The sequence below is a fragment of the Xanthobacter dioxanivorans genome (genome assembly GCF_016807805.1).
In the GTDB taxonomy this organism is placed as follows: Bacteria; Pseudomonadota; Alphaproteobacteria; order Rhizobiales; family Xanthobacteraceae; genus Xanthobacter; species Xanthobacter dioxanivorans.
The window spans coordinates 2,276,683-2,301,741 of sequence record NZ_CP063362.1 but is presented as its reverse complement, the minus strand read 5'-3'; the positions used below and the strand labels follow the sequence as shown (position 1 = coordinate 2,301,741).

General features: G+C 60.8%; 16 protein-coding genes. 13 read left to right on the top strand and 3 right to left on the bottom strand.

Features of this window, described 5'->3' with window-relative positions; all coding sequences use genetic code 11:
* The first annotated feature begins 189 nt into the window (after nucleotides 1-189).
* From EZH22_RS10835 to EZH22_RS10810, 6 genes are all read left to right on the top strand, one after another.
* Entirely contained in the window at nucleotides 190-654 is a 465-nt protein-coding gene (locus EZH22_RS10835) for a ubiquitin family protein (protein ID WP_203195636.1), read from the top strand.
* A 151-nt stretch (nucleotides 655-805) separates the two neighbouring features.
* On the top strand, nucleotides 806-1,474 hold the full coding sequence (locus tag EZH22_RS10830; RefSeq protein ID WP_203195635.1) for a hypothetical protein: 669 nt from the start codon (nucleotides 806-808) through the stop codon (nucleotides 1,472-1,474).
* A gap of 68 nt (nucleotides 1,475-1,542) precedes the next feature.
* Entirely contained in the window at nucleotides 1,543-1,746 is a 204-nt protein-coding gene (locus EZH22_RS10825) for a helix-turn-helix transcriptional regulator (RefSeq protein ID WP_203195634.1), read from the top strand.
* Entirely contained in the window at nucleotides 1,736-2,635 is a 900-nt protein-coding gene (locus tag EZH22_RS10820) for a hypothetical protein (protein ID WP_203195633.1), read from the top strand. Before EZH22_RS10825 ends, EZH22_RS10820 begins: the two co-directional genes overlap by 11 nt.
* A 114-nt stretch (nucleotides 2,636-2,749) precedes the next feature.
* The gene (locus EZH22_RS10815) at nucleotides 2,750-4,399 is read left to right on the top strand and encodes a DUF927 domain-containing protein (RefSeq protein WP_203195632.1); all 1,650 of its coding nucleotides are present in this window, start codon (nucleotides 2,750-2,752) and stop codon (nucleotides 4,397-4,399) included.
* A 573-nt stretch (nucleotides 4,400-4,972) separates the two neighbouring features.
* The gene (locus EZH22_RS10810) at nucleotides 4,973-5,635 is read left to right on the top strand and encodes a hypothetical protein (protein WP_203195631.1); all 663 of its coding nucleotides are present in this window, start codon (nucleotides 4,973-4,975) and stop codon (nucleotides 5,633-5,635) included.
* A gap of 93 nt (nucleotides 5,636-5,728) precedes the next feature.
* On the opposite strand, the gene EZH22_RS10805 is transcribed toward EZH22_RS10810, so the two are convergent.
* Nucleotides 5,729-6,379 carry a hypothetical protein gene (locus tag EZH22_RS10805; RefSeq protein ID WP_203195630.1) on the bottom strand — a complete coding sequence of 217 codons (651 nt, stop codon included), beginning with the start codon at nucleotides 6,377-6,379 and terminating at the stop codon, nucleotides 5,729-5,731.
* 437 nt (nucleotides 6,380-6,816) lie between these two features.
* On the opposite strand from EZH22_RS10805, the gene EZH22_RS10800 reads away from it, so the two are divergent.
* The 7 genes from EZH22_RS10800 to EZH22_RS10770 all read left to right on the top strand — a co-directional run bounded on the left by EZH22_RS10800 (nucleotide 6,817) and on the right by EZH22_RS10770 (nucleotide 21,327).
* A complete protein-coding gene (locus tag EZH22_RS10800; RefSeq protein WP_203195629.1) occupies nucleotides 6,817-8,958 on the top strand; it encodes a type I secretion system permease/ATPase in 2,142 nt (713 codons plus the stop codon).
* Nucleotides 8,948-10,363 (top strand): HlyD family type I secretion periplasmic adaptor subunit, encoded by a 1,416-nt coding sequence (locus EZH22_RS10795; protein WP_203195628.1) that lies wholly within the window; start codon nucleotides 8,948-8,950, stop codon nucleotides 10,361-10,363. The genes EZH22_RS10800 and EZH22_RS10795 overlap by 11 nt, the downstream gene beginning before the upstream one ends.
* A gap of 50 nt (nucleotides 10,364-10,413) precedes the next feature.
* The gene (locus EZH22_RS10790; protein WP_203195627.1) at nucleotides 10,414-11,082 is read left to right on the top strand and encodes an imm11 family protein; all 669 of its coding nucleotides are present in this window, start codon (nucleotides 10,414-10,416) and stop codon (nucleotides 11,080-11,082) included.
* Between the two features lie 33 nt (nucleotides 11,083-11,115).
* Nucleotides 11,116-18,237 carry a hypothetical protein gene (locus EZH22_RS10785; protein WP_203195626.1) on the top strand — a complete coding sequence of 2,374 codons (7,122 nt, stop codon included), beginning with the start codon at nucleotides 11,116-11,118 and terminating at the stop codon, nucleotides 18,235-18,237.
* Nucleotides 18,238-18,332: 95 nt separating this feature from the next.
* Entirely contained in the window at nucleotides 18,333-20,138 is a 1,806-nt protein-coding gene (locus tag EZH22_RS10780) for a calcium-binding protein (protein ID WP_203195625.1), read from the top strand.
* A gap of 81 nt (nucleotides 20,139-20,219) precedes the next feature.
* Nucleotides 20,220-20,663, top strand: a complete 444-nt coding sequence (locus tag EZH22_RS10775) for a hypothetical protein (RefSeq protein ID WP_203195624.1) — start codon at nucleotides 20,220-20,222, stop codon at nucleotides 20,661-20,663.
* A gap of 112 nt (nucleotides 20,664-20,775) precedes the next feature.
* The gene (locus EZH22_RS10770) at nucleotides 20,776-21,327 is read left to right on the top strand and encodes a recombinase family protein (RefSeq protein WP_203195623.1); all 552 of its coding nucleotides are present in this window, start codon (nucleotides 20,776-20,778) and stop codon (nucleotides 21,325-21,327) included.
* A gap of 93 nt (nucleotides 21,328-21,420) precedes the next feature.
* Here the strand turns inward: EZH22_RS10770 and EZH22_RS10765 are convergent, their stop codons facing one another.
* Both EZH22_RS10765 and EZH22_RS10760 read right to left on the bottom strand, forming a co-directional pair.
* On the bottom strand, nucleotides 21,421-23,499 hold the full coding sequence (locus EZH22_RS10765; protein WP_203195622.1) for an ATP-dependent helicase: 2,079 nt from the start codon (nucleotides 23,497-23,499) through the stop codon (nucleotides 21,421-21,423).
* Between the two features lie 493 nt (nucleotides 23,500-23,992).
* The gene (locus EZH22_RS10760) at nucleotides 23,993-24,985 is read right to left on the bottom strand and encodes a hypothetical protein (RefSeq protein ID WP_203195621.1); all 993 of its coding nucleotides are present in this window, start codon (nucleotides 24,983-24,985) and stop codon (nucleotides 23,993-23,995) included.
* Nucleotides 24,986-25,059: the final 74 nt, after the last annotated feature.

Below are 25,059 nucleotides of genomic sequence, written 5' to 3'. Positions count from 1 at the left end.
ACTTCAAGGGCCTATTACGTAAGCAATTGATTTATATATAGAAAATGATATTGGACGGATGCAGGTCCCATAGTTTGCCCATTTTTATAAACTTTTAGCGCCTTTAAAGTGATGTAAGAGTTGATAAGATGCCCCAAACGCGATATGTAAGAGCGCATAGACGGCGGGCGTCGCCGTGTGGGGGATCAGATGGCGGGTCATAAGGACGTCTTGAAGGCCGTTCGTCAGCTTTACAGCCAAAATGAATGGGCTCGGGCCATCTTCGATCGGCTGGCGGACCTTAAGAGGAGCCCGCTAGAGACCCCGATCGAGCGCTGGGTCAATTTGCTGGGCGAGACGACCACCGTCGCGATCGATTGCGCCCGGCAGATGCAGGATGCGGGCTGCGGCACATTTGTGGTCGGGCGCCGCGGTAGCAAGAGCCGGTTCAGGTGGCATTACAACGCCATCAGCCTCGGGCGAGCGGCCAGTGGCGCGACTGATGAGCTTATCGATGTGGATGAGACGGCTGAGAGTGAGGCCGACGACGAAGCTCCCACGCCTGCGTCCGTTGCCGAGTCCCCGCTCACCCTGACCATACCTCAGGCCAAGGAAGCCCTTGCTCGCACACTCGGCGTGAAGCCGGAGCAGATCGAGATCATCGTCAAGGCCTAATGCGGAGCTGATCTACGGGGAATCCGCAAGACAGCTTCTCCCAGCAGTTCGTCATCTGCAACGTTTCGGATGGTTCCGGAACGAAGGCTAGCGTCCGCCCTGCAGATGGTCGGCCGGACCTGCGCCCGGAAAGTCGCAGAACACCTTAAGCATGGAGTATGTCATGACTGTTGATGGAGCGGTTAGCGAAGACGCGCCGGATTGGGGGTATTGGGGTAAGGCTGAGTTTCTGACTTACTGGCAGGCCGCAGCGTTAGTCGTGGGCTGTGACCCGAGGGCGAAGAGGTTTGCAAGCGTAAAGCAAAGCACTGAGTACAAAGATCTCAGGCGGCTGTTTTTTCAGTACGACCACACGGACACTTTCATAAGCCAAGACGCGATATTCAAGTACTGCGATGCATGCAAAATCCCAGTTCCGGAAGCGATGAGACAGAGCTATCTGGCCTACCGCCCGAATCCCCCAGAATCGCCCAAGATACTCCGGCGGAAAGTCAGGGCGTTGGAAAGCGAGGTCAGGAAACTCAAGGGTCAAGTGGAAACTCGGAACATCGGAAAACTGCTCATCATGTTCTACGCAATGTGCCGAGACGCAACATATGGATATGATCCGACATCCAGAAAGAACGAGACAACTAAAAAGATCATGGCCGCTACATCCGCCCTCGCTGCCGATGCCCGTCTAGAGGTGGCGGATAATACCGTCAGGAGCTGGATCGAGAAGGCACGAGAGCGCGTCGAGGAAGAGCTCAAGCGCATCAAAAGGAAGGAGCAGAGACTGGGTCGGCGGCATACCGCAACTTCAAAGGGGCTTGAGCTTTGACGGTCCAAGTTGCGTCTCAGCCCCGCTGAGTTGGTCTAAGTGGGTGCCCTTCCCAAAGGAGGGCACCCATGAGTTCGGACAGTTTGGACCCCATCGGCCACTTACTTACGGCGAAGCAGGTGGTGAAGATTCTCGGGATTTCTCGCGCCACGCTCTACGCGGGGCGGGGACAACGATATCCCGCGCCGGTCAAGATCGGACCACGCCTGACGCGGTGGCGCGCGTCTGACATCGCCGCTCTCGTTGAGAAGGGCGTGCACGATGACCGCTAAGCGCTCGCATTTCTATGCCCCCCGCCTTGTTGCCGTTGAGGCGGAGCTTCGGAAGCGCCTCAAACCGTGCCGCCTCGATGGCTTCGAAACCCTCGACAACATCCGCGATCGCAACATCGCCATGGGCGATCGCTTTGAACGTCGCGGGATCGAGGGCAAGCACAGCCAGGACTTCTGGCTCTGCGGGCCGGGCTGGGCCTGCGACGACCCTCGGACGTGCTGCGCGGCGTGCCATTACGCGTCGCGGATCGAGCGTGCCCGTCTGACGGTCCGGCTTCACCCGCGCCTGAAGGCCTCAACGAGCCCGATCTACCTCGTGTCGGTCGTGCGGAAGAAATGGCGTCTCCCGCCAGGAGAACTTCATTCGTGCGATGTCGCTGGCGGCTTGGCGTGGTTCCTCAAGCGATTGAAGAGTCTCCCTAAGGGCTCGGTCAAGGGCGTCATCGGAGTGGATGCGTCGCTGCACGACCAAGGCGGTCACCGCTGGTGGCAGCCCCGCCTTCAGGCGGTCATTACCGGCCCCGACAAGGTCGCACTCCAGGCGGCACTGACTCCGAAAGCGGGGATGACGCCCGGCTGGCTGGTCAAGATCGTCGAGGTGGAGCGCAGCCACCTGGGGAACGCGATCAGCCAAGTCCTGGCGCGGACGTCGAGGATGCATGTCTCGGACGCCGGTGACGATGAGCGAGCCGGCCAGCGCACCGTGCCGTTGCCCAGTCGGCATCTGGCCGAGCACGACGCATGGCTCCTCGACCAGGCGGTCACCGAGCGATTCCGGGTCGTCGGGTTTCGACCGGGGCCCGCCCCTCTCTTCGACGAGAAGTCCATTCGGGCGCCGCGCATTCGCCTCTCCGAACGTCTCCGTGGATGCGGCAGGCCCCGGAAGTAGTCGCGACAACCTCAACCTATCGCCAACTCCCTGCACGCGCGCTCCGGCGCGCGCGCAGGCCCTTGTCTGCTGCCATGTGAGCCATTGGTGGCTCCATCAACTCAGGATTCCAACATGACGCGCGCGTACAAGATGCAATGGGTCCAGCCTATCGAGATCCATCACAACATCGACGACAATTTCTACTCGGTGAAGGTCGACTTCGACACCGTTAGTGGTGGCCGTTCGACCGCGATTATTCCTCGATCCCAGATCGATGACCCCCGCGGAGCTAAGCGAACCCTCGCAGCGCAGGGCGCCCGCATGCCGGAGGATTGGCTCGGGGATCTGCGGCTGGCGCTGATCGCGGAGGGCTGCGACATCGTTCATTCGACAAGCATCCTTGGATGGCACGGCCGCGCCTACCTGTTCCCAGATGGCGCTGTCGGCCATGGCCCCCGGTTGGTCCCCACTCACCCCGTTCCAGCTCGGCAATGCGCGAAGGGCAGGACCAAGGCATGGCGCGAAGGGCTGGCTGAGGCGTGTGCGAGTTCCAGCTATCTCACCTTCGCGGTGAGTGTCGCATTCGCCGGGTGCCTGCTGCGACCGGTCGGCCAGGACGAGGGGGCAGTGTTCCACTTCATCGGCGAGTCCTCGACCGGCAAGAGCCTGGCCTCGACTGCGGCGCAGTCCGTCATCGAGAAGGCAGGACGGGAGTGCCTTCGCACTCATGACCTGACCGACCGTGCCCTCGAAGAGCAGGCTGCCCGCAGTAACGACTCGCTCCTCGTCCTCGACGAACTGGGTCGGATTGAGGGAACGCCCGCCAAGCGCCTCCAGCACGCTCAGAACCTTGCCTACAAGATGACCGGCGGGCAAGGACGCCAAAGATCCAACCGGGCGGTCTCCGACTTCGAGTTGCGCAACATCCAGTACCTGCTTTTCGGGCTGTCATCCGGAGAGGAGCCCCTCGACGGCACCGGGATCCGACGGCGCAACGACGGCGAGCAGGTCCGCCTGATCGGCATTCCCGTGCCGGCTCGGGATGAGGGTGGAATCTTCGACCGGGAGCCGTCCGGAGAGCGCCGGGCAGAACTGGCCCGCCGTGCGGAGCTGGCGATCTGCGAGAATTATGGCCGCCCCATCCGGCGCTTCATGAAGAGGTTCCTTGCCGATCCAGAGGCCGAGCAGAGTGCCCGGGAGTATGTGGAGCGGTTCATGGCCAAGGCCGTTACGGCTCCCTCGCCTTTCGCCGAACGTTTCGCCCGCAAGTTCGCGGCGGTGTACGCGGCCGCGATGCTCGCCGCGCACTACAAGGTCGCGCCGTGGACGAAGAAAGCGGCCGCAGCCGCAATCCGCAAGGTGCATCGGCAGGCCTGGGAGATTGTGCGACCTGCCGGCTCCGCCGCCGACGATATGCTGGCCTGGCTGCGCGCCCACGCCGGCGACCCCAAGCTGTTCCCCAAGGTGGCCGAAGGGATGAAGGTGCGCCCGGCCACCGGGAAGACAATGTTCGGCATACGTCGCGATATCTCGGGTGTGTCGGGACTGGCACTCCTGCGTGACCGCCTGCCGGACATCGTGCCTGCGTGGCAGGCGGATGGTGTGTTGGCTTCCCTGAAGGCGCGCGGGTATCTCCTGCCCGGCAAGGAGGCGGGCCGCTATGTGCGCCAGATCCGCGTGAAAGGCCTGCATCCACCCCGGCGCCATTATGTGGTGTTCGATATCGCGCGAATTGCGGGACCTGCCAGGAATACGCCGAAGAAGGAACCGGATGCCGCCTGAGGCGGTGGCTCACATGTGCCTCACATTTTGGCCTCGCGCGCGCAGCGCGGGGCCTTTTTCGTTTGTAAACGCGATCGTGGTGCGGCGGGCCGCGCTTTAATTTTCAGAGAGCACGCCATGAGGGTGCAAATCGCAATTCTGTAAATCATCAGAACATCAGCGCATATCGATCGACGATTGGGTTTTCGACGTGGATCGGATCGCCTTCGACAGCTTCCATGTGGGCCGTATCACGCTCCGCATATGGCAAGTCATGTCTGAATGCGAGATGGATGATTCAGATCTGCATCACAGGGCTTGAATGAGTGAACCCTGAATCAGAAAATAGAACTGAGACACGATCAAAAATGATTCTGATTAAGGCTTTCAGTTGTATTTTCAATGATGTTGCATGTCTCGATATAACTATCAATCATGCGTAGAATAAACGATAATTTGATCAATTATGCATATGTATTTATACAGATACTATTCCTGATAATATTTCATGATTGTTGTTTAATTAATCTGACTATGCAGTTGCATTGGCAGATTCTGTAAACATGTATCATCGTCATATTTCTGGTGTGTTCGATGAAGAAAACGTTCTCTGGTCCCTCACGCTCGCGATGGGGTCGCGTCAACAACCTCGTCAGCAGCTACGGCCAATGGGTCGAAGACCATATCGCCGACGGCTGCACCGGCTACCTGTTCACTTTCATGTTCAAGAGCCTCTCAGCCACGACCCAGGCGGGCAAGATCGATCTCATGCATGGGGATATCGAGAAGGTCTATTGGCGGTTGGCTCACCGCTTTGCGCATCATCCCGACAAGCCCTCCCAGCGCCGGTACCTGCCCTTGATGCTCGCCGCGCCCGATCTGCCGGTGTTCAAGACAGACAAGGTGTCTTTGGCCGATGCCTCTCTCAACGATGGCCTGCATGAACATGCGATCGTGCTCGCGCCCATGGAGTCCCGGTTCAGGTACGAACTGGCCACGTGGGTGAAAGACAATGCCTTTCGTCTCGTGCCTGATACCCGCCTTCAACGCATTCACTGCGTCAGGCTCGATACGACCCCCGGCAAGGCCACGGAGTACGCCCTGAAGGCCCAAGGGCGGCGCTTGCCCGAAGACAGCTTGCTCATCCTCCCCAAGGCGCTCAGCGAGCGCGGCAAGGCCACGGATCGCGGCTACGATGAAGCTGTGAAGTCCGCCCAGGGGTGCTCGCTGATGCGGACGTGGCGCAAGCCATTCTGACAGGCATTTGAGCCAGCTGACGTGAGCCGGGCAGACAAAAAGAATGGGGCAGCCGGAGCTGCCCCATTCTTCGTACTCACCGTGTATCGGCCTTCAGACTGCCACCTTGCACTCCGGGTGGATGGGCGCGACCTGCGTGATCGGCCGGGTGAAGGTGGGCATGTCCTTGTAGTCGCGCCATTCGAGGGTGACGTGGCTGTCGCTGCGGGCCTTCACCACCGCCTCCCACCAGCCATTGTACTCGCCGTCGCTGAAGTCGGTGGCCAGCACGATGTCGCCCTTCTTGAGGCCGGGCCAATGCTTGGCGCCTTCCTTGACGACGACGCTGATCAGCGTTTCGCCGGTTGCCTTGTCCGTCACTGTAGCGAGCATGGCAGCGGCCTTCTTGCGCGTAGGCGCCGTAGGCTCATTTTTCTCGGCATCGGCCTCAGCGGCCTTCTCCTGCGACTGGGCAGGCGTCGTCGCCTTGCCCTGTGTTTCGGTGATGGTGACCAGGCGCTTGAAGATGTCCTGGCGGACGCTGGTGAGCAGCGGGCGATCGTTCTCGCCGAACCGCCCGGCGGGGATGGCGGCGATGAGATCAGCGTCGTCGCATTCCGTGAAGGTCACGACGGAGGCGCCGTTCTTGAAAGCGGCGGCCGTGGCGCGTTCGGCATCCGCTGAAGAGAAGCGACCGGCCTGAGCCTTGCCAGCCCAGTTCTTGGAGAAGAGAATGAGTGTAGTGGGAATAGAATTGCTTGGCATTTGGTGATCTCCGAATTCAGTGCCACGCGCTTGCGGCAGTTTAATTATATCATATATTTTATGAAAAGTCAATATGTACACGATAATGGTGTATTTCTTCGAATATTTTCCATTCTCTCGTGTCGAATGGTCGAAAAATCATCGCACGTCGCCTCGAGCGATGAAGATGACATCACTTGAGAGCCGCAATCATTCCTGGTTCAAAGATGAGTAAGGGGCATCCGCCAGCGTGCAGACAGTTGTCCATCTCATGCTGCGATGCGCTTGCATGGAGCCCTGCCGCGATATGACAAATTGACGATTGACTTTACGTCAATTGATCCTCTCGACATTTCGGCCACACATGACGCTAGGGAACAAAGCTCGGCGAAAAATTTAACTTGCGCGGGGCCATCGCCCTGCTACCTCTGATGGTAATTGCGTCAGGGCAATCATACATGCTGGGTGGCTCGGAAACGGGCGGACGACCGGATTCCGGCTTGTCCGCGCTGGTACTGATGTTGCGCTTTCACGGGGTCGCCGTGGAAGTCGGGCAGCTGAGGCACCAATTGAGCGTCGCCAGCGTCGGCCCGGTCGAGATGCTTCGGGCGGCCCGCGCGTTCGGATTGAAGTCCCGCATCGTTGCCTCCTCCTGGCCGAAGCTCGCAAAAGCTCCTCTTCCCGCCATCGCCGAGCAGGCCGACGGCACCTTCGTGGTGATCGGCAAGATCATCGCGGACAAGGCGCTCATCCAGGATCCGGTGTCGGGTCGGCCGGCGCAGGTGGACCGGGCGGCGTTCGAGAAGGAGTGGACCGGCCGCCTGCTGCTGATGGCGCGGCGGGCGCGGTTCGCGGACCTCTCGCGCACCTTCGACATCGCCTGGTTCGTGCGCGCCATGCACAAGTATCGCAGCCTGCTCGGCGAGGTGCTGGCGGCCTCCTTGTTCCTGCAGGTGCTGGCGCTCATCACGCCGTTGTTCTTCCAGGTGATCATCGACAAGGTGCTGGTCCATCGCGGGCTCACCACCCTCGACGTGCTGGTGCTCGGCCTGGTCACGGTGTCGGTGTTCGAGTCTCTCCTCGGCGCGCTGCGCACCCATGTGTTCGCGCACACCACCAACCGCATCGACGTGGAGCTGGGCGCGCGGCTCTACAAGCACCTGCTCGGGCTGCCCATCGCCTATTTCGAGGCGCGCCGGGCGGGGGATTCCGTCGCCCGGGTGCGGGAGCTGGAAAACATCCGCAGCTTTCTCACCGGATCGGCGCTGACCCTCGTGGTCGACCTCGTCTTCGCCCTCGTCTTCATCGCCGTCATGTTCATGTATTCACCCCTGCTGACATGGGTGGTGCTCGCCTCCTTCCCCTTCTACATCGCCATCTCGGCCGGGGTGACGCCGCTGTTTCGGCGCAAGCTCGAGGACAAGTTCAACAAGGGGGCGGAGAACCAGGCCTTCCTGGTGGAGAGCGTCACCGGCGTTGAGACGCTGAAGGCCATGGCGGTGGAGCCGCAGATGCAACGGCGCTGGGAAGAGCAGCTCGCGGCCTATGTCGCCTCCAGCTTCGAGGTGCTCAGCCTCGGCAACTGGGCAAGCCAGGGGGTCCAGCTGGTCAGCAAGGTAGTGACGGCGGCGACCCTCTATCTCGGTGCGCGCCTCGTCATCGACGGGACGCTCACGGTGGGCGAGCTGGTGGCCTTCAACATGCTGGCCTCGCGAGTGTCGCAACCGGTGCTGCGGCTGGCCCAGGTGTGGCAGGATTTTCATCAGGCTCGCATCTCCATCGACCGCCTCGGCGACATCCTCAACACCACGCCCGAGCCCGCCTATACGCCAGGCCGGGCCTCGCTTCCGATGCTGCGCGGCGCCATCCGCTTCGACCACGTGGTGTTCCGCTATCGCGTGGGCGGCCCCGTGGTCCTGCATGACCTGAGCTTCGACCTTCCGGCCGGGCAGGTGGTGGGCATCGTCGGCCCCTCCGGCTCGGGGAAGTCGACTGTGACCAAGCTGGTCCAGCGTCTCTACGTCCCGGAGGCCGGACGGGTGCTGATCGACGGCGTCGACCTCGCCATGGTGGATGTGGCCTGGCTCCGGCGGCAGATCGGCGTGGTCCTGCAGGAGAACGTGCTGTTCAATCGCTCGGTGCGGGAGAACATCGCGCTGACCGATCCGGCCATGTCCATGGAACGGGTGGTCGCCGCGGCGCAACTGGCTGGGGCACACGACTTCATCCTGGAGCTGCCCCAGGGCTACGACACGGTGGTGGGCGAACGGGGCAACGGCCTGTCCGGCGGACAGCGCCAGCGCATCGCCATTGCCCGAGCCTTGGTGACCAATCCGCGCATCCTCATCTTCGACGAAGCCACCAGCGCCCTCGACTATGAGAGCGAGCGGGCGGTGCAGCAGAACATGGAGCGCATCGCCAAGGGGCGCACCGTCATCATCATCGCCCATCGCCTGTCCACCGTGCGCCGGGCCGACCGCATCCTGACGCTGGAGCGCGGGCGGCTGGTGGAGGACGGCAGCCATGACCAGCTGATCTCATCCGGCGGGCGCTATGCCAGCCTCCACCAGCTGCAGGCGGGGGTGCTCGATGTCGGCTGACGCGCGCATCATCCCGCTGCACATTGCCGGCTCGAAGCGCCGGCGGGCCGAGCTGGAGTTCCTGCCGGCGGCGCTGGAGATCGTGGAGACGCCGCCGTCCCCGGTAGGCCGGGCGATCGCCGGGAGCATCATCGCCTTCTTCCTCCTGGCCTTGGCCTGGAGCTGGTTCGGCACCATCGACATCATCGCCACGGCCTCGGGCCGCTTCGTGCCCACGGGCCGCACCAAGGTGATCCAGCCGTTCGAGACCGGCGTCGTTCGCGCAATCCATGTGAAGGACGGCATGGCGGTGAAGGCCGGCGACGTGCTCATCGAGATCGACCCCACGGCCAGCGAGGCGGACGAAAAGCGGCTGCTGCGCACGCTGGCGCAGGACCGGCTCGACATGGCGCGCATCACCGCTCTGCTGCTGGACGACACCTCCACCTTCCTCGCCCCGACCGGGGTGGATGCGGGCCTTGTCGCCACCGAGCGGCGGCAGATGGAGGAGCAGCGGGCGGAGCACGTGGCCAAGCTTGCCGCCATCGAGGGCCAGATCGCCCAGAAGCAGGCAGAGCGCCGCTCGGTGCAGGCCACTCTCGCCAAGGGCGAGGCGACGCTGCCCATGCTGCGCGGCCAGTTCGAGATCCGCGAAAGCTTGATGAAGAAGGGCTTCGGCACCAAGGTCCTCTATCTCCAGGCGCAGCAGCTTCTGGTGGAGCAGGAGCAGCAGTTGATCGTCGACGGGCACAAGGAGGAAGAGGTGACGGCGGCTCTGGGCGCCCTGGACCGCCAGAAGGCGGAGGTGGAGTCCGAGTATCGCAAGTCCCTGTTCGCCGAGCTGGCCAAGGTGCAGGTCGCGGCCTCCGAGCACGAGCAGGAAGCGGTGAAGGCGACGCAGCGGCGCGCCTGGCAGACGCTGACCGCTCCGGTGGACGGCACCGTGCAGCAGCTTTCCATCCACACCATCGGCGGGGTGGTGACACCGGCGCAGCAAGTGCTGATGATCGTACCGAAGGACAGCCGGCTTGAGATCGAGGCGAACCTCGCCAACCGGGACGTGGGCTTCGTGCAGCCGGGCCAGGCGGCGGAGGTGAAGGTGGAGGCCTTCACCTTCACCCGCTACGGGCTTCTGCACGGGACGGTGGACAGCGTGAGCCGGGATGCGGTGATGTCGGACACAAAGCTCGACCGGGCCAAGGAGGCGGACGCGCCGGCGGACGAGGCCGAGCGCCAGGCCCGCCAGCCGGCCTATGTGGCGCGCATATCGGTGCGCGAGGGCGGGATGGATACCGAGCAAGGCTTCAAGGCGATCGAGCCGGGGATGGCGGTGACGGCGGAGATCCGGACCGGGCAAAGGCGGATCATCGAGTATCTGCTGTCGCCGCTGCTCCGATACAGGCATGATGCGGGGAGGGAGAGGTGAGGCGCACCGCTGCCACGTGTCCCTCATGTTTAGCTGGAAAGGATGGGAAAATGGAATCAGCGTACCTCGTCCAGCTTCCTTTCAACGAGGAGCAATATATTGCCCCGAATTTTAGCGGTGGTGGTGAGCAGATTAAACGCGATTTGGAAGTCAATGGCCGGCTCTGGCGTGGAATGACGTTAGACGGATGCCTCCAGTTTCGCATCTGGGCTCCTGACGAACTGGCAGCGTCAGCGCCCTCGACAATCACGACAAAACGCGCGGCGCGACCGCTTCCCGATTTTGGGATTGGCCCGTGGGGTGGATTTAAGCTAGTTTCCGGTGATTTTGTAGAAATTGTTAATTCTCTTGATCCAGATAAACATCAGTTTATTAGGATTAAAAATGTAATTGATCAAAATGGAAAATCTATTAACAAATCATATTACATTATGAATATCGTGATAACCGCAAGGGCGTTGTTTTTTGATAGATCAAATATAACAATCAGAGATACTAAATTAGATAACACTATAGATGGATCGACATCAATTCTTCGAACAGTTAAAATAGGAAATCCATTCAAACTTACATTCCATAAAAATATGATCCCTCAATCAAATATTTGGCATGGGACAATCGATGACGTAAACGAGCTGTTTTTCTCGGAAGCCCTAATCGCGCGCGTGAGGCAGGCAGGACTTAGCCCTCTGAACATTCGTAGCGTAAAAATCCTCTGACCTGAGCCGACCATCTAAATATAGGGGTGCATCATGGGCAACCTTGACTTCAGCAATCGCCCCCGCGATCCGTTCGGGATTATGCAGGCCCACCATATAATTATGAAAAGCACGATTCAGAAAGTCGAAGTTCTATCATTTCTATTTGAAAACAATATTCTCAACACAAGTAATTTCTTTTCTGGAAATGGCATTTTACTTCCGAGCGACCGAACTGTTGCGGATGGCCTCAATCTCGCATTGCATTTAGGCAGCCACTATCAGAATCGCCAAACTCAAATTGAACTGGCGAACCGAATAGATATTAATGAAATTTTTACACACCAAACAAATTTGTACATGTCAATGGGAATGGATCTTTTCGAGGCAAAAACGCTTGCCGGAAATGACGTAAAGGGTTTGGCTCAGTCATATCAGGATTTTCTGCGATACGGTGTTTCTCCAAATTTTGATTCATTTGGACGTATAATGGATAAAAGCGGAAATCCAATATCTATACTTCAAGCTCAAGCTGGGGGGAGATTCACTCCTCTGTCGCCTCAAGATGCCATTCTTTCTCGTTGGGGCTTTTCTGGCAGCTTGGCCGACTACCATTCAGCTATCGATTTTGACGCGGCAGCCTCTGAGATTCGAGATAACGCGAAAAATGATTATAATTCAAATTTTATGACACAAATTGACAGTTCATTATCTGGATGGGCTGAACAATACCATGGTATTGATGGGGCGTTTTCGTATTCTGGCGCGATTGGCGGTGGATACTCCTCGGAAGTCCTTCCTACGAGCATTCTGATCACCCTACCTACGGGATTAGATTTTCCGCAGGAAAGCCTCCCGATCCAGGCCTTGGGAGGGTTTCGCGAAACGTACGACGAAGCACCGTCTCAGCCAACAATACTTAGCTCTGATTCTGCCGCAGATAGCTGGTCGATCAGCGCCGTATTGTCGAGTGTCTCTTGGCAGCAATGGGCCTTGATCGGTGTTGGCGCGGTCGCCGCTGTTGCGTTTGCACCTGAATTAGCTGTCGGAGCGGCTGCAATGGGCAGCGCAGCTCTGGAGTCCGGGGCGGTGACTGCTGTATTGGGAATGATCGGCGGCGCTGTGATTGGCGCAGAAGCTGCTAGCGCGCAAGATTCCACATACTCTGACGCCGATCAGTCCACCTCCTATATTTCGTCAGACAACATGAATTTCGGGATAAATGATATATATTATTATAATAACATAGATTATTCATCTGAATTATATTCATTTGAGTCATATTCTTCAAGTATATATATAAATTCAGACTATGTTTTCAGCTCAAATTCATATTATACATCGAATTATTATTATTCACAGAATAGTTATTCTGGATATAGTTACAACGGCTACTTTGATTCGTCTGTCGGCTACTATAGCGCCGGCGTTAGTTTCTCGTTCCCCGTCCTTCTCGACCTGAACGGCGACGGCATCAGCATCACCGAGCGCACCTCGTCCAACACCTACATGGACGCCAATGGCGACGGGACCGAGCACCGCACCGCCTGGGCGGGGGCCGGTGATGGCGTCCTCGTCTACGACTATACCGGCACCGGGGATGTCGATTCCCCGCGGGCGTTCCAGTTCACCTCCTGGGACCCGACCGCCACCAGCGACATGCAGGCGCTGGCGGACGTGTTCGACACCAACCACAACGGCAAGCTGGACTCGGGCGATGCCCAATGGGCGAGCTTCAAGGTGCTGGTCACCAACACCGACGGTACCACCACGCTCAAGACCCTCGCCCAGCTCGGCATCACCTCCATAAACTTGAAGCCCGACAACACCCAGGCTGTTCTTGCCGACGGATCCCAGATCCTCGGCTCCACCACCTTCACCAAGTCCGATGGGTCGACCGGCACCGCCGCCGACGTTATGCTGGCCTATGACAACGATGGCTACCTCGTCCAGCGCACCACCACCGTCAACGGCGACGGCTCCACTTCCATCGACGTGAAGGCCTACGATGCCGACGGAAGCCTCGCCAAGGAGACGGTGAGCACCACCAGCGCCAACGGCCTGACCCGCACCCTGAAGCAGGACCTGGACGGCGACGGCATCATCGACACGACCCAGACCCAGGCCATCGTCGTCAATGCCGACGGCAGCCGCACCACCACCGTTTCCGACACCAATGTGGTCGGCGCCCTGGTCGATCGCACGAGCACGGTCCGCAGCGCCGACGGCAAGACGATCACCATCACCTATGACCTCGACGGCAACGGCATCGCCGACCAGACCGAAAGCCGAGTGACCAACGCCAGCGGCACCACCGTCACCCTGACCGATCTCGCCCCCAACGGGACAGCCATTGACTCGGGCGTGGTGACGACTACGGCGGACGGACTGTCGAAAACGGTGAAGCAATACTTGGGCAGCAGCAGCGGCACGCTGGTCGCGACCCAGACCGATACTACAATCGTTCAGGCGAACGGCAGCCGGGTTGAGACGGTCCTCAATTATGCGGGACAAGACGCCGTCGCGGGGCAAGCCGCACCGCACACGCTTGTCAGTCGAGACATCGTCACGACCAGCGCCGACGGGCGCACCAAGACCACCGAGAGCGACCTCGACGGCAACGGATCCATTGACGTTACCCGTGCCACATACATGGTCGTCAACGCCAATGGCAGCTCCGCGACTTTCGACAACCTGACGGTCGGCGATGCCGCCCACACCGCCACCAATCCGGTCATCAGCTCCACTATCACCGACCTTAGTGCGGATGGTCTCGCGAAGATCGTCCAGACGGATACGGACGGCGATGGCATCTATGAGCTCTACAACACAGATACTACGACCTTGAATGCAGATGGTTCGACCGCGCGAACCGTCGTCATCAACGGAACGCAGATGTATTGGGCCCAAGAAATCTGGAGCGCGGACGGGCGCACGCGCACCATCTACACCGATGCAAACGGCGACGGCCATGTTGACAGCACCGAGACCATTGTCGTCAACGGCGGCGGCAGCAAGGTCGACACCCTCTCGGTGACCAACGCTGACGGGACGCTCGCGGGGCGTACGGTCACCACCACGAGCGCTGACGGCAAGACCTCGACCGTCACCACTTCGCTGCACGCCAACGGCGCCGTCGACCTCACCCAGACGACGGGCACCGTCACCAATGGCGACGGCAGCGTAACCACCACCTTCACAGAGACAAACGCCAACGGCTCGCTGCGGGACAAGACCGTGGTGACCACTCTCGCCGGCGGCCTGTCCACCACCACCCAATGGGACATCGACGGCAACGGCTCCTTCGATCGCAGCGAAACGGACGTTGCGGTGCTCGGAGGCGACGGCAGCCAGACGGAGACGGTGAGCGACTTCAATACCGACGGCACGCTCCGGGCCAAGGCGACGACGACGGTGAGCGCCAACCACCTCGTGACTACCGAGACCGACGACCTTAACGGCGATGGCCATGACGACCGGATTTCCAAGGTCGAGGTCCAGGCCGATGGCAAGACGGTGACCACTGTATCGAACTACAACTTCGATCAGCCGGCAGGTGTCCTTGGGTCCCTGAAGGACCAAACGGTCGTCAGCACTACCGCCGATGGACTCTCGACGACGACGAAATGGAACATCAACGGCGATGCACTTTTCGATGCCCAGAAAACCGACATCACGACGCTGAACGCAGACGGCAGCACAACGCGGACCATCACTGTCCTCGCCGGCGACGGCAACACGATCAAGGACCAGACCGTTGTCACCACCTCGGGCAACGGACGGACGACGAAGACGCAAGTGAACCGCGACGGCAATGGCTCCTTCGATGCGGTGGTCATGGATGTCACAGTCGTCAACTCTGACGGGTCAACGACCAAGACGGTTTCGAACTTCAACGGAGCCGGCACCATCCTGAAGGGCAAGAGTGCGCTCACCACCAGCGGCAACGGCCTTTCCATCACCACCCAGGTGGATGTGAACGGCGACGGGAACTATGACGCCAAGCGCTTTGATGTCACTGTCCACAACGCCGACGGCTCGACCAGCCGCACCATCAGCGATCTCAGCAGCAACGGGGCGCTCATCGCACAGGAGCTCACGACGACGAGCAACCATGGCAATGTCTCCATTCTCCGAGATATTGACGGCGATGGCCATACTGACCAAAGCATAGCGTCTCAGATCGCGCAGGACGGCAGCGCCGTCACGACGAGCGTCGACTACACCGTGAACGGCACCGTGAACGGCGTGCTGAAGGACAAGGACAAGGCGGTGACGACCACCTCCGCCAACGGACTCTCAAAGACCACGCAGTGGGACGCCAATGGCGACGGAACATTCGACGCCCAGCAGACCGACGTCACCGTGCTGGCCACAGACGGGAGCACGACGCGGACCGTCACCAACCTGGCCGGCGACGGAATCACGGTGAAAGACAGGACCGCGGTCACCACATCCGCCAGCGGTTTGTCGACCACCACGACGTGGGACACGAACGGGGACGGTACGACCGATCTCACCGAGACCGACGTCAAGGTGCTCGCGGCGGACGGCAGCCAGAGCGAGACCCTCAGCGACTTTACGGGCACCATCAGCGGCCCGCTGAAATCGAAGCGGACCACGACGGTGAGCGCAGACCAGCTCACCACCACGGTCACGGAGGACATCAACGGCGACGGTCATAATGACAAGAGCACGGTGATTGCCATCCAGGCCAACGGCAATGTCGTAACCACCTCCACGGATCTCAACGCCGACGGTTCGACGAAGGACAAGGCCGTGCTTACGAAGAGCGCGAGCGGCCTCTCCACCACCATCCAGTGGTACGCCGGCAGCAGCAGCACCGCCTACCAGACGCGATCGGACGTCACGGTCCTGAACACAAACGGCACGACGGTCGAGACCATTCAGAACACCAATGCAACACACACTGACACCACAACCATCACCACGACCGCGAACGGCCTCTCGAAGACGACGGCTTGGACCCTAGACGGCGCGAACAAGGGCTCGCAGACCGACGTGACGACGCTCAACGCCAACGGCTCGACGACCGAGGTCGTTTCCTATCTCGGCTCGGCCGGCGGCCTGAAGACGCGATACACCGAGACGGCAAGCGCCAACGGGCTCTCCGTGACCAAGTGGTGGGACACGGACGGCGACGGGACCAATGATCAGTCGGTCAGCGACGTCACAGTCGTCAATGCCGATGGCAGCCGCACCAAGACCATCAAGGCGAAGACCTTGAACGCCGCGCAAACGGCGTTCGTGGCCCTGTCCTCCTCGACCACCGTCACGAGCGCCTCGGGGCTCACCTCCACCACGTCGACGGACACCGATGGCGATGGCAAGACCGACCGCATACGGACGGTCTCGACGCTTCAGAATGCGGACGGCAGCAGCCAAGAGACGATGAGCAACACGACAGCGGCCGGCGGCCTCATCGATCGCCAGATCACCACCATCAGCGCCGACGGGCGCACGCAGTCCATCTCCCGCGATGCCGACGGCGACGGCCATGACGACCAGACCGTCGTTAACGTGAAGGGAATCGACGGCAGCTCCGTCTCCACCACTTCCGACTACAGCCGGACCGGCCTCTTGCTCGACCGGGCGACGCGGGCGGTGAGTGCCGACGGCCTCACCGTGACGGTGACCTGGGACCTCGACGGCAACGGCACCACGGATCGGACGCGTTCCGACGTGACCGTTGAGAACATCGACGGCAGCCGGACCGAGACCATCATCGACACCAATGTCGACGGTTCGGTACACCAGCAGGGTATCATGACCCTCAGCGCCGATGGGCGCACGACCACGCTGCAAAAAGACACCGACGGCGACAACTACTACGACCACGTCGAGGCGACGACAGTTTCCGCTGACGGCGGTTCCACGACGGTCGTCAGCAACAAGACGGCCACGGGGACGCCCATCGACTCCTCCACCATTACAACGAGCACCGACGGTCGCAGCCGGTCTACGGTCTCCGATACGGACGGCAACGGCACCAACGACTACACGGAAACGACACAGATTAATATTGACGGCAGCCAGGCGACCACGGGGCATCACCTCAACAGCAATGGAAGCAACAAGGACAAGATCGTCACCACGATCAGCGCCGACGGTCTGACCAAGACCGTTCAGCAGGATAGCGACCTCAACGGGAAGTATGAGGCCGTTGAAACGACAGTGATACATATCGACGGCAGCTCGACGACGACCCACACCGACTACAACGGCAACACGGTGACCGGCAGCTTCGTCATCGAGGTGAGCGCGAACGGCGAGTCCAAGACGACCACGGTCGACATCAATAATTCCGAGCGGACCTTTATCAATGGCGACGGTAACTCGGTCGCCCTGGATGACGGTGAAACCAACGCCTATGTCTTGGGCGAAACGAATCGGGTCTGGCTCGAAAACGGCAGCCTTACTGTTGCCTCAGGCGCCTCCGTCACGGTCTACGGATCCAACGACACCATTATAGCTGCGACCGATGCCAACGTGACCACGGTCGGAAGCAACGATCAGATCATCCGCACGCAGGCGAATGTATCCTATACGCGCGGACTGCTCGTACAAAATACTTATTCTGTAAAGATTTCGCAACCAGATCCTTACGGTTTTTCTTACATCACGTCGAGTGGGCAGCAGAATGTCTATTACGAAGCAGACAGTATACCTGCGAAAGCGCAAACCGTGGTGACCCTGCTTGGCAATAACGGAAATACCCGGACACCAGTACTCGCAGCGACCCACATTCTTCTTAATGGCTCCCAGAGCCAATACACGATCGGCGGCGCCAACCGCAATCATGTTGCAGTTGCAGTCAACAGCCCGGCAACGACCCAAATGCCATGGCTGCCGAGCCTCCAGCTCCTCAGCCAACCAAAAACCGATAGCCAGCCCGGCTACACCGTAACCGGATACATCGGCACCGATAGTGCTGTCGGAAATTGGGTAACCGCATTCGGAAGCACACCGGTGTATATCTCGGGCTCGCAGTCTGGACACGGCGTCGATTACCTTCAGGGCGGAGATGGAGCCGACGTGATCGATGGCGGCTTGGGCAACACGGATACCCTGTTGGGTGGCCTCGGTGACGACACGATCTTCTTTGACCAGAGCAGCTACGGCAGGGCCGGCGGCTTTACCGGGGGGATTATCTAGGGTTAGGGACCGTAGGCGGGGTACCCCAGGCCATCGATGGGGGCGCCGGCTACGACACCGGCATTCTTACCAACACGACAAACGCCACCATCAACATGGCAACCGGCAATCTGGAAGCTCTTATCGCCAACGCCGGCAACGACACCATCACCGGCAACTCGGCCGCCAACGGCTATATCGACGGCGGCGCAGGCAACGACACCATCACCGGGGGGGCGCTCGACGACATCCTCATCGGGGGCGACGGCGCCGACACCATCCACGGCGGCACCGGCGCTGACTACATCCAAGGCGGCAACGACGCCGACACACTGTACGGCGACGATGCGGCCGACACCCTCAAGGGCAATGACGGGGACGACATCCTCGTGGGTGGCACCGGCGCCGATATCCTCGATGGCGGCGCTGGGAGCGATACGGCCTCCTACACCACCGACAGCGCCGGCGTGACGGTCAACCTCCTGACCGGCGTTGCAACGGGAGGAGAAGCCGCCGGCGACCAGCTCAGCAACATCGAGGTGGTCGTCGGTGGGTCCGGGAACGACACCCTGACCGGCAATGCCAGCGCGAATACCCTCAACGGCGCCGCAGGCGCAGACACCCTCAACGGCGGCGACGGTGACGATGTGATCATCGGCGGCGCGGGTGCCGACACCATGGATGGCGGGGCCGGCATCGACACCCTGAGCTACGATGGCTCGACCACTGCCATAAAGGTGGCTCTGGGTGAGGCCGGCATCCAGGCAACGTCCACCGACACAGTCACCACCGCCGACGATTATGGGGACAAGTTCACGAACTTCGAGAACATCATCGGCGGCACCAAGGCCGACACCTTCACCGGCAACAGCCTCGACAACGTGCTGAGCGGCGGCGCCGGGGCAGACACCCTCAACGGCGGTGGCGGGAACGACACGATCATCGGTGGCGCGGGAGCCGACACCATGGATGGCGGCGCGGGCATCGACACCCTCAGCTACGAAGGCTCCACCACTGCGATCAAGGTGGCGCTGGGTGAAGCCGGGGTGCAGGCTACGTCCTCCAGCATCCTCTCCACGACCGACGACTATGGGGACAAGTTCGTCAACTTCGAGAACGTCATCGGGGGCACCAAGGCCGACACCATCACCGGCAATAGCCTCAATAACGTCCTCACCGGAGGTGCCGGCGCCGACACGATCTCGGGCGGGGTCGGCGATGATCTTATCATTGGCGGGGCCGATGGAGACACCATGGATGGCGGCGCCGGCATCGACACTCTCAGCTACGCGGCGTCGACACTAGCGGTCAGCATCACCCTCGGAGCCGCCGGTGCGCAAACCACAGCTTCAGGTGCCACCGGCAGCGATTCCGTCGGAGACAAGGTGAAGAACTTCGAGAATCTCGTCGGCAGCCAGGCTGATGATACACTGACGGGAAACACCTCAAACAACGTGCTCACCGGCGGCGGCGGCACCGACACGCTCACCGGAGGGGGCGGAACCGATACCTATATCTTCTCCGCTGCACAGCAGAGCGAAATCATCATCAACGGCCTGTCGTCGAACACGGGGCCTTCAGGCGAGCTCGACATCGCCGTCGACCATGACGACCTCTGGTTCATCCAGCAGGGCAACGACCTCGTCATCGACGTGCTCGGAACCTCGGAGCAAGTAACCATCAAGGACTGGTACAAAGACACGTCCACCACGAGCTGGGAGCAACTGTCGAAGATTGCTGCGCAGGACGGGCTACAGCTGACCTCGGCCCAGCAAGTGAACAGCCTGGTCCAGGCCATGGCCACGTTCTCGGACAACTACAACTCGGCCTACGGCTCTGCCTTCGATCCGACCGCGCCCGAAAGTGCCACCATCACCGACGCCGCAGTCATCGCCGCCCAGGGAAGCGCCTGGCACGCATAACCCTCGCCAAGCCCGGCGGCTCAACGGAGCCGCCGGGCTTGATCGGGACGATCCACGGCAGATCAAAGATTGAGACATAAAATGAGCACTACCGATACCTCATCCGCCCACGTGAAGACGCTCGAAGCCATCGTCAACGCAGAAGAGAAGCGCATCGCTAAGCTACTCGATGCGCTTCCCGAAAAGACTGAGGCGGCCTTGACCAGCGCCTGGGACAAGTTCCTTAGCACTATCGACGCGCACCTGCCGTCAGGCAATGCGTCGGAATTCGTCGATGGGGTAAAAGCGGTTGTCGGAGATCTCGTCACGCGGAAGTTCGACGACGCCCAAACTTCGCTCGACAGCCTGATCAAAACCGAGGCCGATCACGTCTCGGCACATCTTGGAAACCTGATACAGGCCATGGCGGAGTTCACGAGCACGAGCAATGGCGTTCTATCTTCGCTGCTTCAGACCGCGGAAGCGAGTGGATTGCTCAGCGCGCCTGCGCACCTTGCGGCGTCCATCGGGAATCGACACGATTAATCGCCTCGATCCAAAGACACTGCGACTCAAAAATCAAAACATTTGAGACGCGCGACGGCCTGCACAAAATCAATGACTTGCATGTCTCGAATTATAGTCTCATAATGCACGCATGATCATCGGCTATGCGCGCGTATCTACTGACGGACAGACGCTAGACAGCCAGATCGAGCACCTCAAGACCTCAGGCTGCAAGAAAGTCTTTGCTGAGACGGCCAGCGGCGCCAAGACCGACAGGCGCGAGTTGCGCCGCTGCATCGCCTCGCTCTCAGCCGGCGATGTGCTCGTTGTCGCGCGGCTCGATCGCCTCGCACGGTCCACGCGAGATCTGCTCAACGTGCTTGCCGAAGTCAGCGAACGGAAGGCGGCGTTTCGCTCCCTCTCGGATGCTTGGGCGGATACGACCACGCCGCACGGCCGTCTCATGCTGACGGTGCTCGGCGGCCTGGCTGAGTTCGAGCGCGAACTGATCAAGACCCGCACAGGCGAAGGACGCATTCGCGCCAAGGCGCGAGGAGTCAAGTTCGGCCGCAAGAGCGTGCTGACGGCCGATCAGCGAGCTTATGTTGCCAAACTTCGTGCCGAAGGCGAAAGCGTGCGGCACATCGCCAGGGTCATGGGTGTCAGCACGGCCACCATCGGGCGCATTGCGCCCACTCCCTAGGATTGGCTTGGGCGCACCAGGAGGACACTTCAGCGGTTCACCCGATGCGAAATACATCCCATGCCCTGCACAGGAATGCGGGGTCTTCCGCCGCTACTGCCACATGCTTCGCAGACGCGCGCCCACATCGATCCTGACATTCCGGACGGCGCCGGTCCTGACATCCTCGGGACCGGCCTTTGGCCACGACACATGATCAAAGTGCGGAAGAACGGACTTCGGGATGAAGCGCGTTCGCGCGGCATAGACGTGCCGGTCCCCTTTGACAGGCTGGCCGTGGACGAAAAAGCGCTGCGGTGTGACGAGATGCAGGGCATCCCTCGCCCGGGTCATGGCCACATAGAGCAGGCGTCGCTCTTCCTCCAGTTCCTCGGTCTGGCCTGCACCGAGATCGCTTGGAATGCAGCCATCGACCACGTTCATGACGAAGACGGACTTCCACTCCTGCCCCTTCGCCGAATGGATGGTGGAGAGGATGAGATAGTCCTCATCCAACAGCGGCACACCCGCCTGATCGCTTGTGGCATCCGGCGGATCGAGCGTCAGCTCCGTCAGAAACCTCTCGCGTGAGCCATATCCCGCCGCGATCTGCTCCAGTTGCGTCAGATCCGCCGCCCGCAGGCCGGCATCCTCGTGGATGCGCTCAAGATGCGGCTCGTACCAGAGCCGCGCCAGTTCGATCTGCGCGGGCCAGGTCGCCTGGGAAATCCCCTGAAGCATCGCGACCAGCTGGCTCCACGCATCGCCCACCTTTGCGGGGGCCTGCACGTCCGACAGCGCGGCAATAGGATCCGGCAGATCAGCAACCCGATCCAGTATCTTCTGCGCAGAGGCCGGGCCGAGGCCGGGCAGCAGTTGCAGGAGGCGGAAGCCGGCGATGCGGTCGCGGCCGTTCTGGGCAAAGCGCAGGACCGCCAGCAGATCCTTCACATGAGCCGCATCGAGGAACTTCAGCCCGCCGAATTTCACGAACGGAATGTTGCGACGGGTGAGCTCCACCTCCAGCGGCCCGGCGTGACTGGAGGTCCGGAACAGCACCGCCTGCTGCTTCAGGGCAGTGCCCACTTCCCGGTTTTCCAGAACGCGGTCGGCGATGAAGCGTGCCTGCTCCATCTCGTCGCGCACGCTCACCAGTTCCGGCTTCTCGGCGGAAGCGCGATCTGTCCAGAGGTTCTTGGTGAAACGCTCGCTGGCAAGACCGATGACGGCATTTGCGGCTTCGAGAATCGGCTGGCAGGAGCGATAGTTTCGCTCCAGCGTGACCACCTCTGCGCGCGGGCGGAAATGGTCCGGAAAGTCCAGGATGTTGCGCACCGTCGCCGCACGGAAGGCATAGATGGACTGGGCGTCGTCGCCGACCACCGTAAGCCCGTAGCCATCCGGCTTGAGGCCGAGCAAGACGGACGCCTGCAGGCTGTTCGTGTCCTGATACTCGTCCACCATCACATGGTCGAAGCGTGCGCCCATGTCCCGTGCGATCGCTGGCTCGGTGACGAGCTGCGCCCAATAAAGCAGAAGATCATCGTAATCGAGCACGTTCTGCGCCTGCTTGGCCTCGACATAGGCGCCGAAGAGCTGCTTCAGCTCGTCATGCCAGCCGACGCACCACGGAAAGGCCCGGGCCAGAACTTCCGCCAGAGGCCGGGTGGAATTCACAGCGCGGGAATAAATGGCAAGGCAGGTGCCCTTGGCGGGAAAACGGGACTGGGTCTTGGAAAATCCGAGCTCGTGCCGGACCAGGCTCATGAGATCGGCGGCATCCACCCGATCGTGGATCGTGAAGGCGGGATCGATCCCCATCTGCTCGGCATAATCGCGCAGCAACCGGGCGCCGATGCCGTGGAACGTGCCCGCCCAGGTCAGGGCATTCGTCAGACCCCGGTCAGCCAGCACCTTGTTGCAGATGCGCTCCACGCGCTTCGTCATCTCGGTGGCGGCGCGCCGGGAGAATGTCATCAGCAGGATGCGGCCCGGATCGGCGCCGCCCACGATCAAGTGGGCAACCCGGTGGGCAAGGGTGTTGGTCTTGCCCGACCCCGCACCGGCGATGATAAGAAGGGGCGGTCCGGGCCGCCCCGCGCCCTCGGCCACGCCGTGTTCGACCGCGCGCCTCTGCTCGGCATTGAGACCGTCGAGATACGCCGCCGCTGCCCCCACCGATCCCAATCCCATGGCTCAAGGTAGGCGATCAGATTCGCAGATTCTCGATTTGTTCGCAATGCGGGCGTGCCCATCGGCCGTAGTGCGAACCTGAACAGTGCGGCCTACCAGCGCCAGGAGCCGAAGTTCGCTGCTGCGACTACGAACGACCGTTTTGGGGCCGGGAGCGGACTGGCCGGTTTTGGCTGCCGCTATGCAGATAGCCGCCGTTCTGCATGCGACCCCTTTGCGGACGTTGGCCAGGTCTCCTCTCGGGGAAAGAAGTGTGCGATCAGCGCCACAAGTTAGGTGCCGTAGCGCTCAGGCGCTGCCCTCCAAAAACGCACTGTGACACTGGCGGCTCCTAAGGGGCTTCGATAGGCATTACCCAAAATCTAGGGAAGAAGGCGTCCAGGAATCTAGGGGCGGTTCACGCCAACATCTTCGTAGGCCATAACTGGCCACCCTGCTACGTCGCGCTCGGTTACGTTACGGGAATCGAATTCGTGCAGCAGCAGGAAGCAGATCAAGAGCCGCTGACCTTGCCCCACGGACCAACACCCTCAACGATGTCATGATCAAGGAACTTCTTGTCGCGCTTCTCAAGGCGCTTTTCCATCGCGCGTTTCAGATTTTGCCAATTCAGCTGCACGTGCGCGCGCTTGAGCTCCGAGAATTCGTCTCGGTCATTCTGCGTATCCATGTCGTCGTTCATCCAGGCCGAGGCCCTTGCATCCGCAGATCGCAAAAACAAAACCCACGCCGCATAAGCCGTCGCTGGGTCCTGCGCGGCCAGATAGGCTCGCCACCAGTGACGCGCACAGGCTTCACGCCAGCGCAGGCGAGCGGACTTTCGCCGAAGGTCGGCGGTGTCTGAGGGGATTTGGCCATCGGGCCATGCTTCGACGATCGGAAGCGCATCCGTGGCGCTGAGCCCGTGCAACAGGACACCGCGTCTTTGCCGCCATATCAACGGGGACGCGCTGTCTTCTGCAGCCACGGCCGAGACCCATGTTGCTTGGCCGTTACACAAAGCGGCTGTCACCACATCGAACAGATGCCGATCTGTGTGACAGAGCGGTAGGCTGATGAGTTCCTGACGCAGCAGAAGCAGAGGTTCTGAATCAGGAACGCGAAACACCATATGCAGCAGTTCGTCGATGCCGGCCGCGCCAATGTAGCGTGTCGACACCGCTACGCGAAGAGATCGCCATAGTGCGGCGCCTCGCGCAGCGTCGTGATTGAGCAGAGCTTCACACAGCGCAAGGAAGGCGGTCTCGGCGAGACGAACCCGCCGCTTAAAATCGGCAGTGATCTCCTCCGATCCCTCAAGCCAACGATCCAGTATGTCCGGGGCATGGCGGACCACCGACATCATATCAGGGGCATCAATATTCGTTAGATAGAGGCTTGCTCCGGAGCGGCGCGCTTCCTCGATACGAGCCTTTGCTGTCTCGATTGCACGTTCCTGGGCTTTCGCCCTCGCATCCGCATCGAGCGCTCCGCGCAACGAGGCCACGGAATCGCTCCGTTCTTCAGCACTGGGCTTTGGCCGGAAGGAAAGTACGCCTACGGTCTAAACCGCCTTTCGAA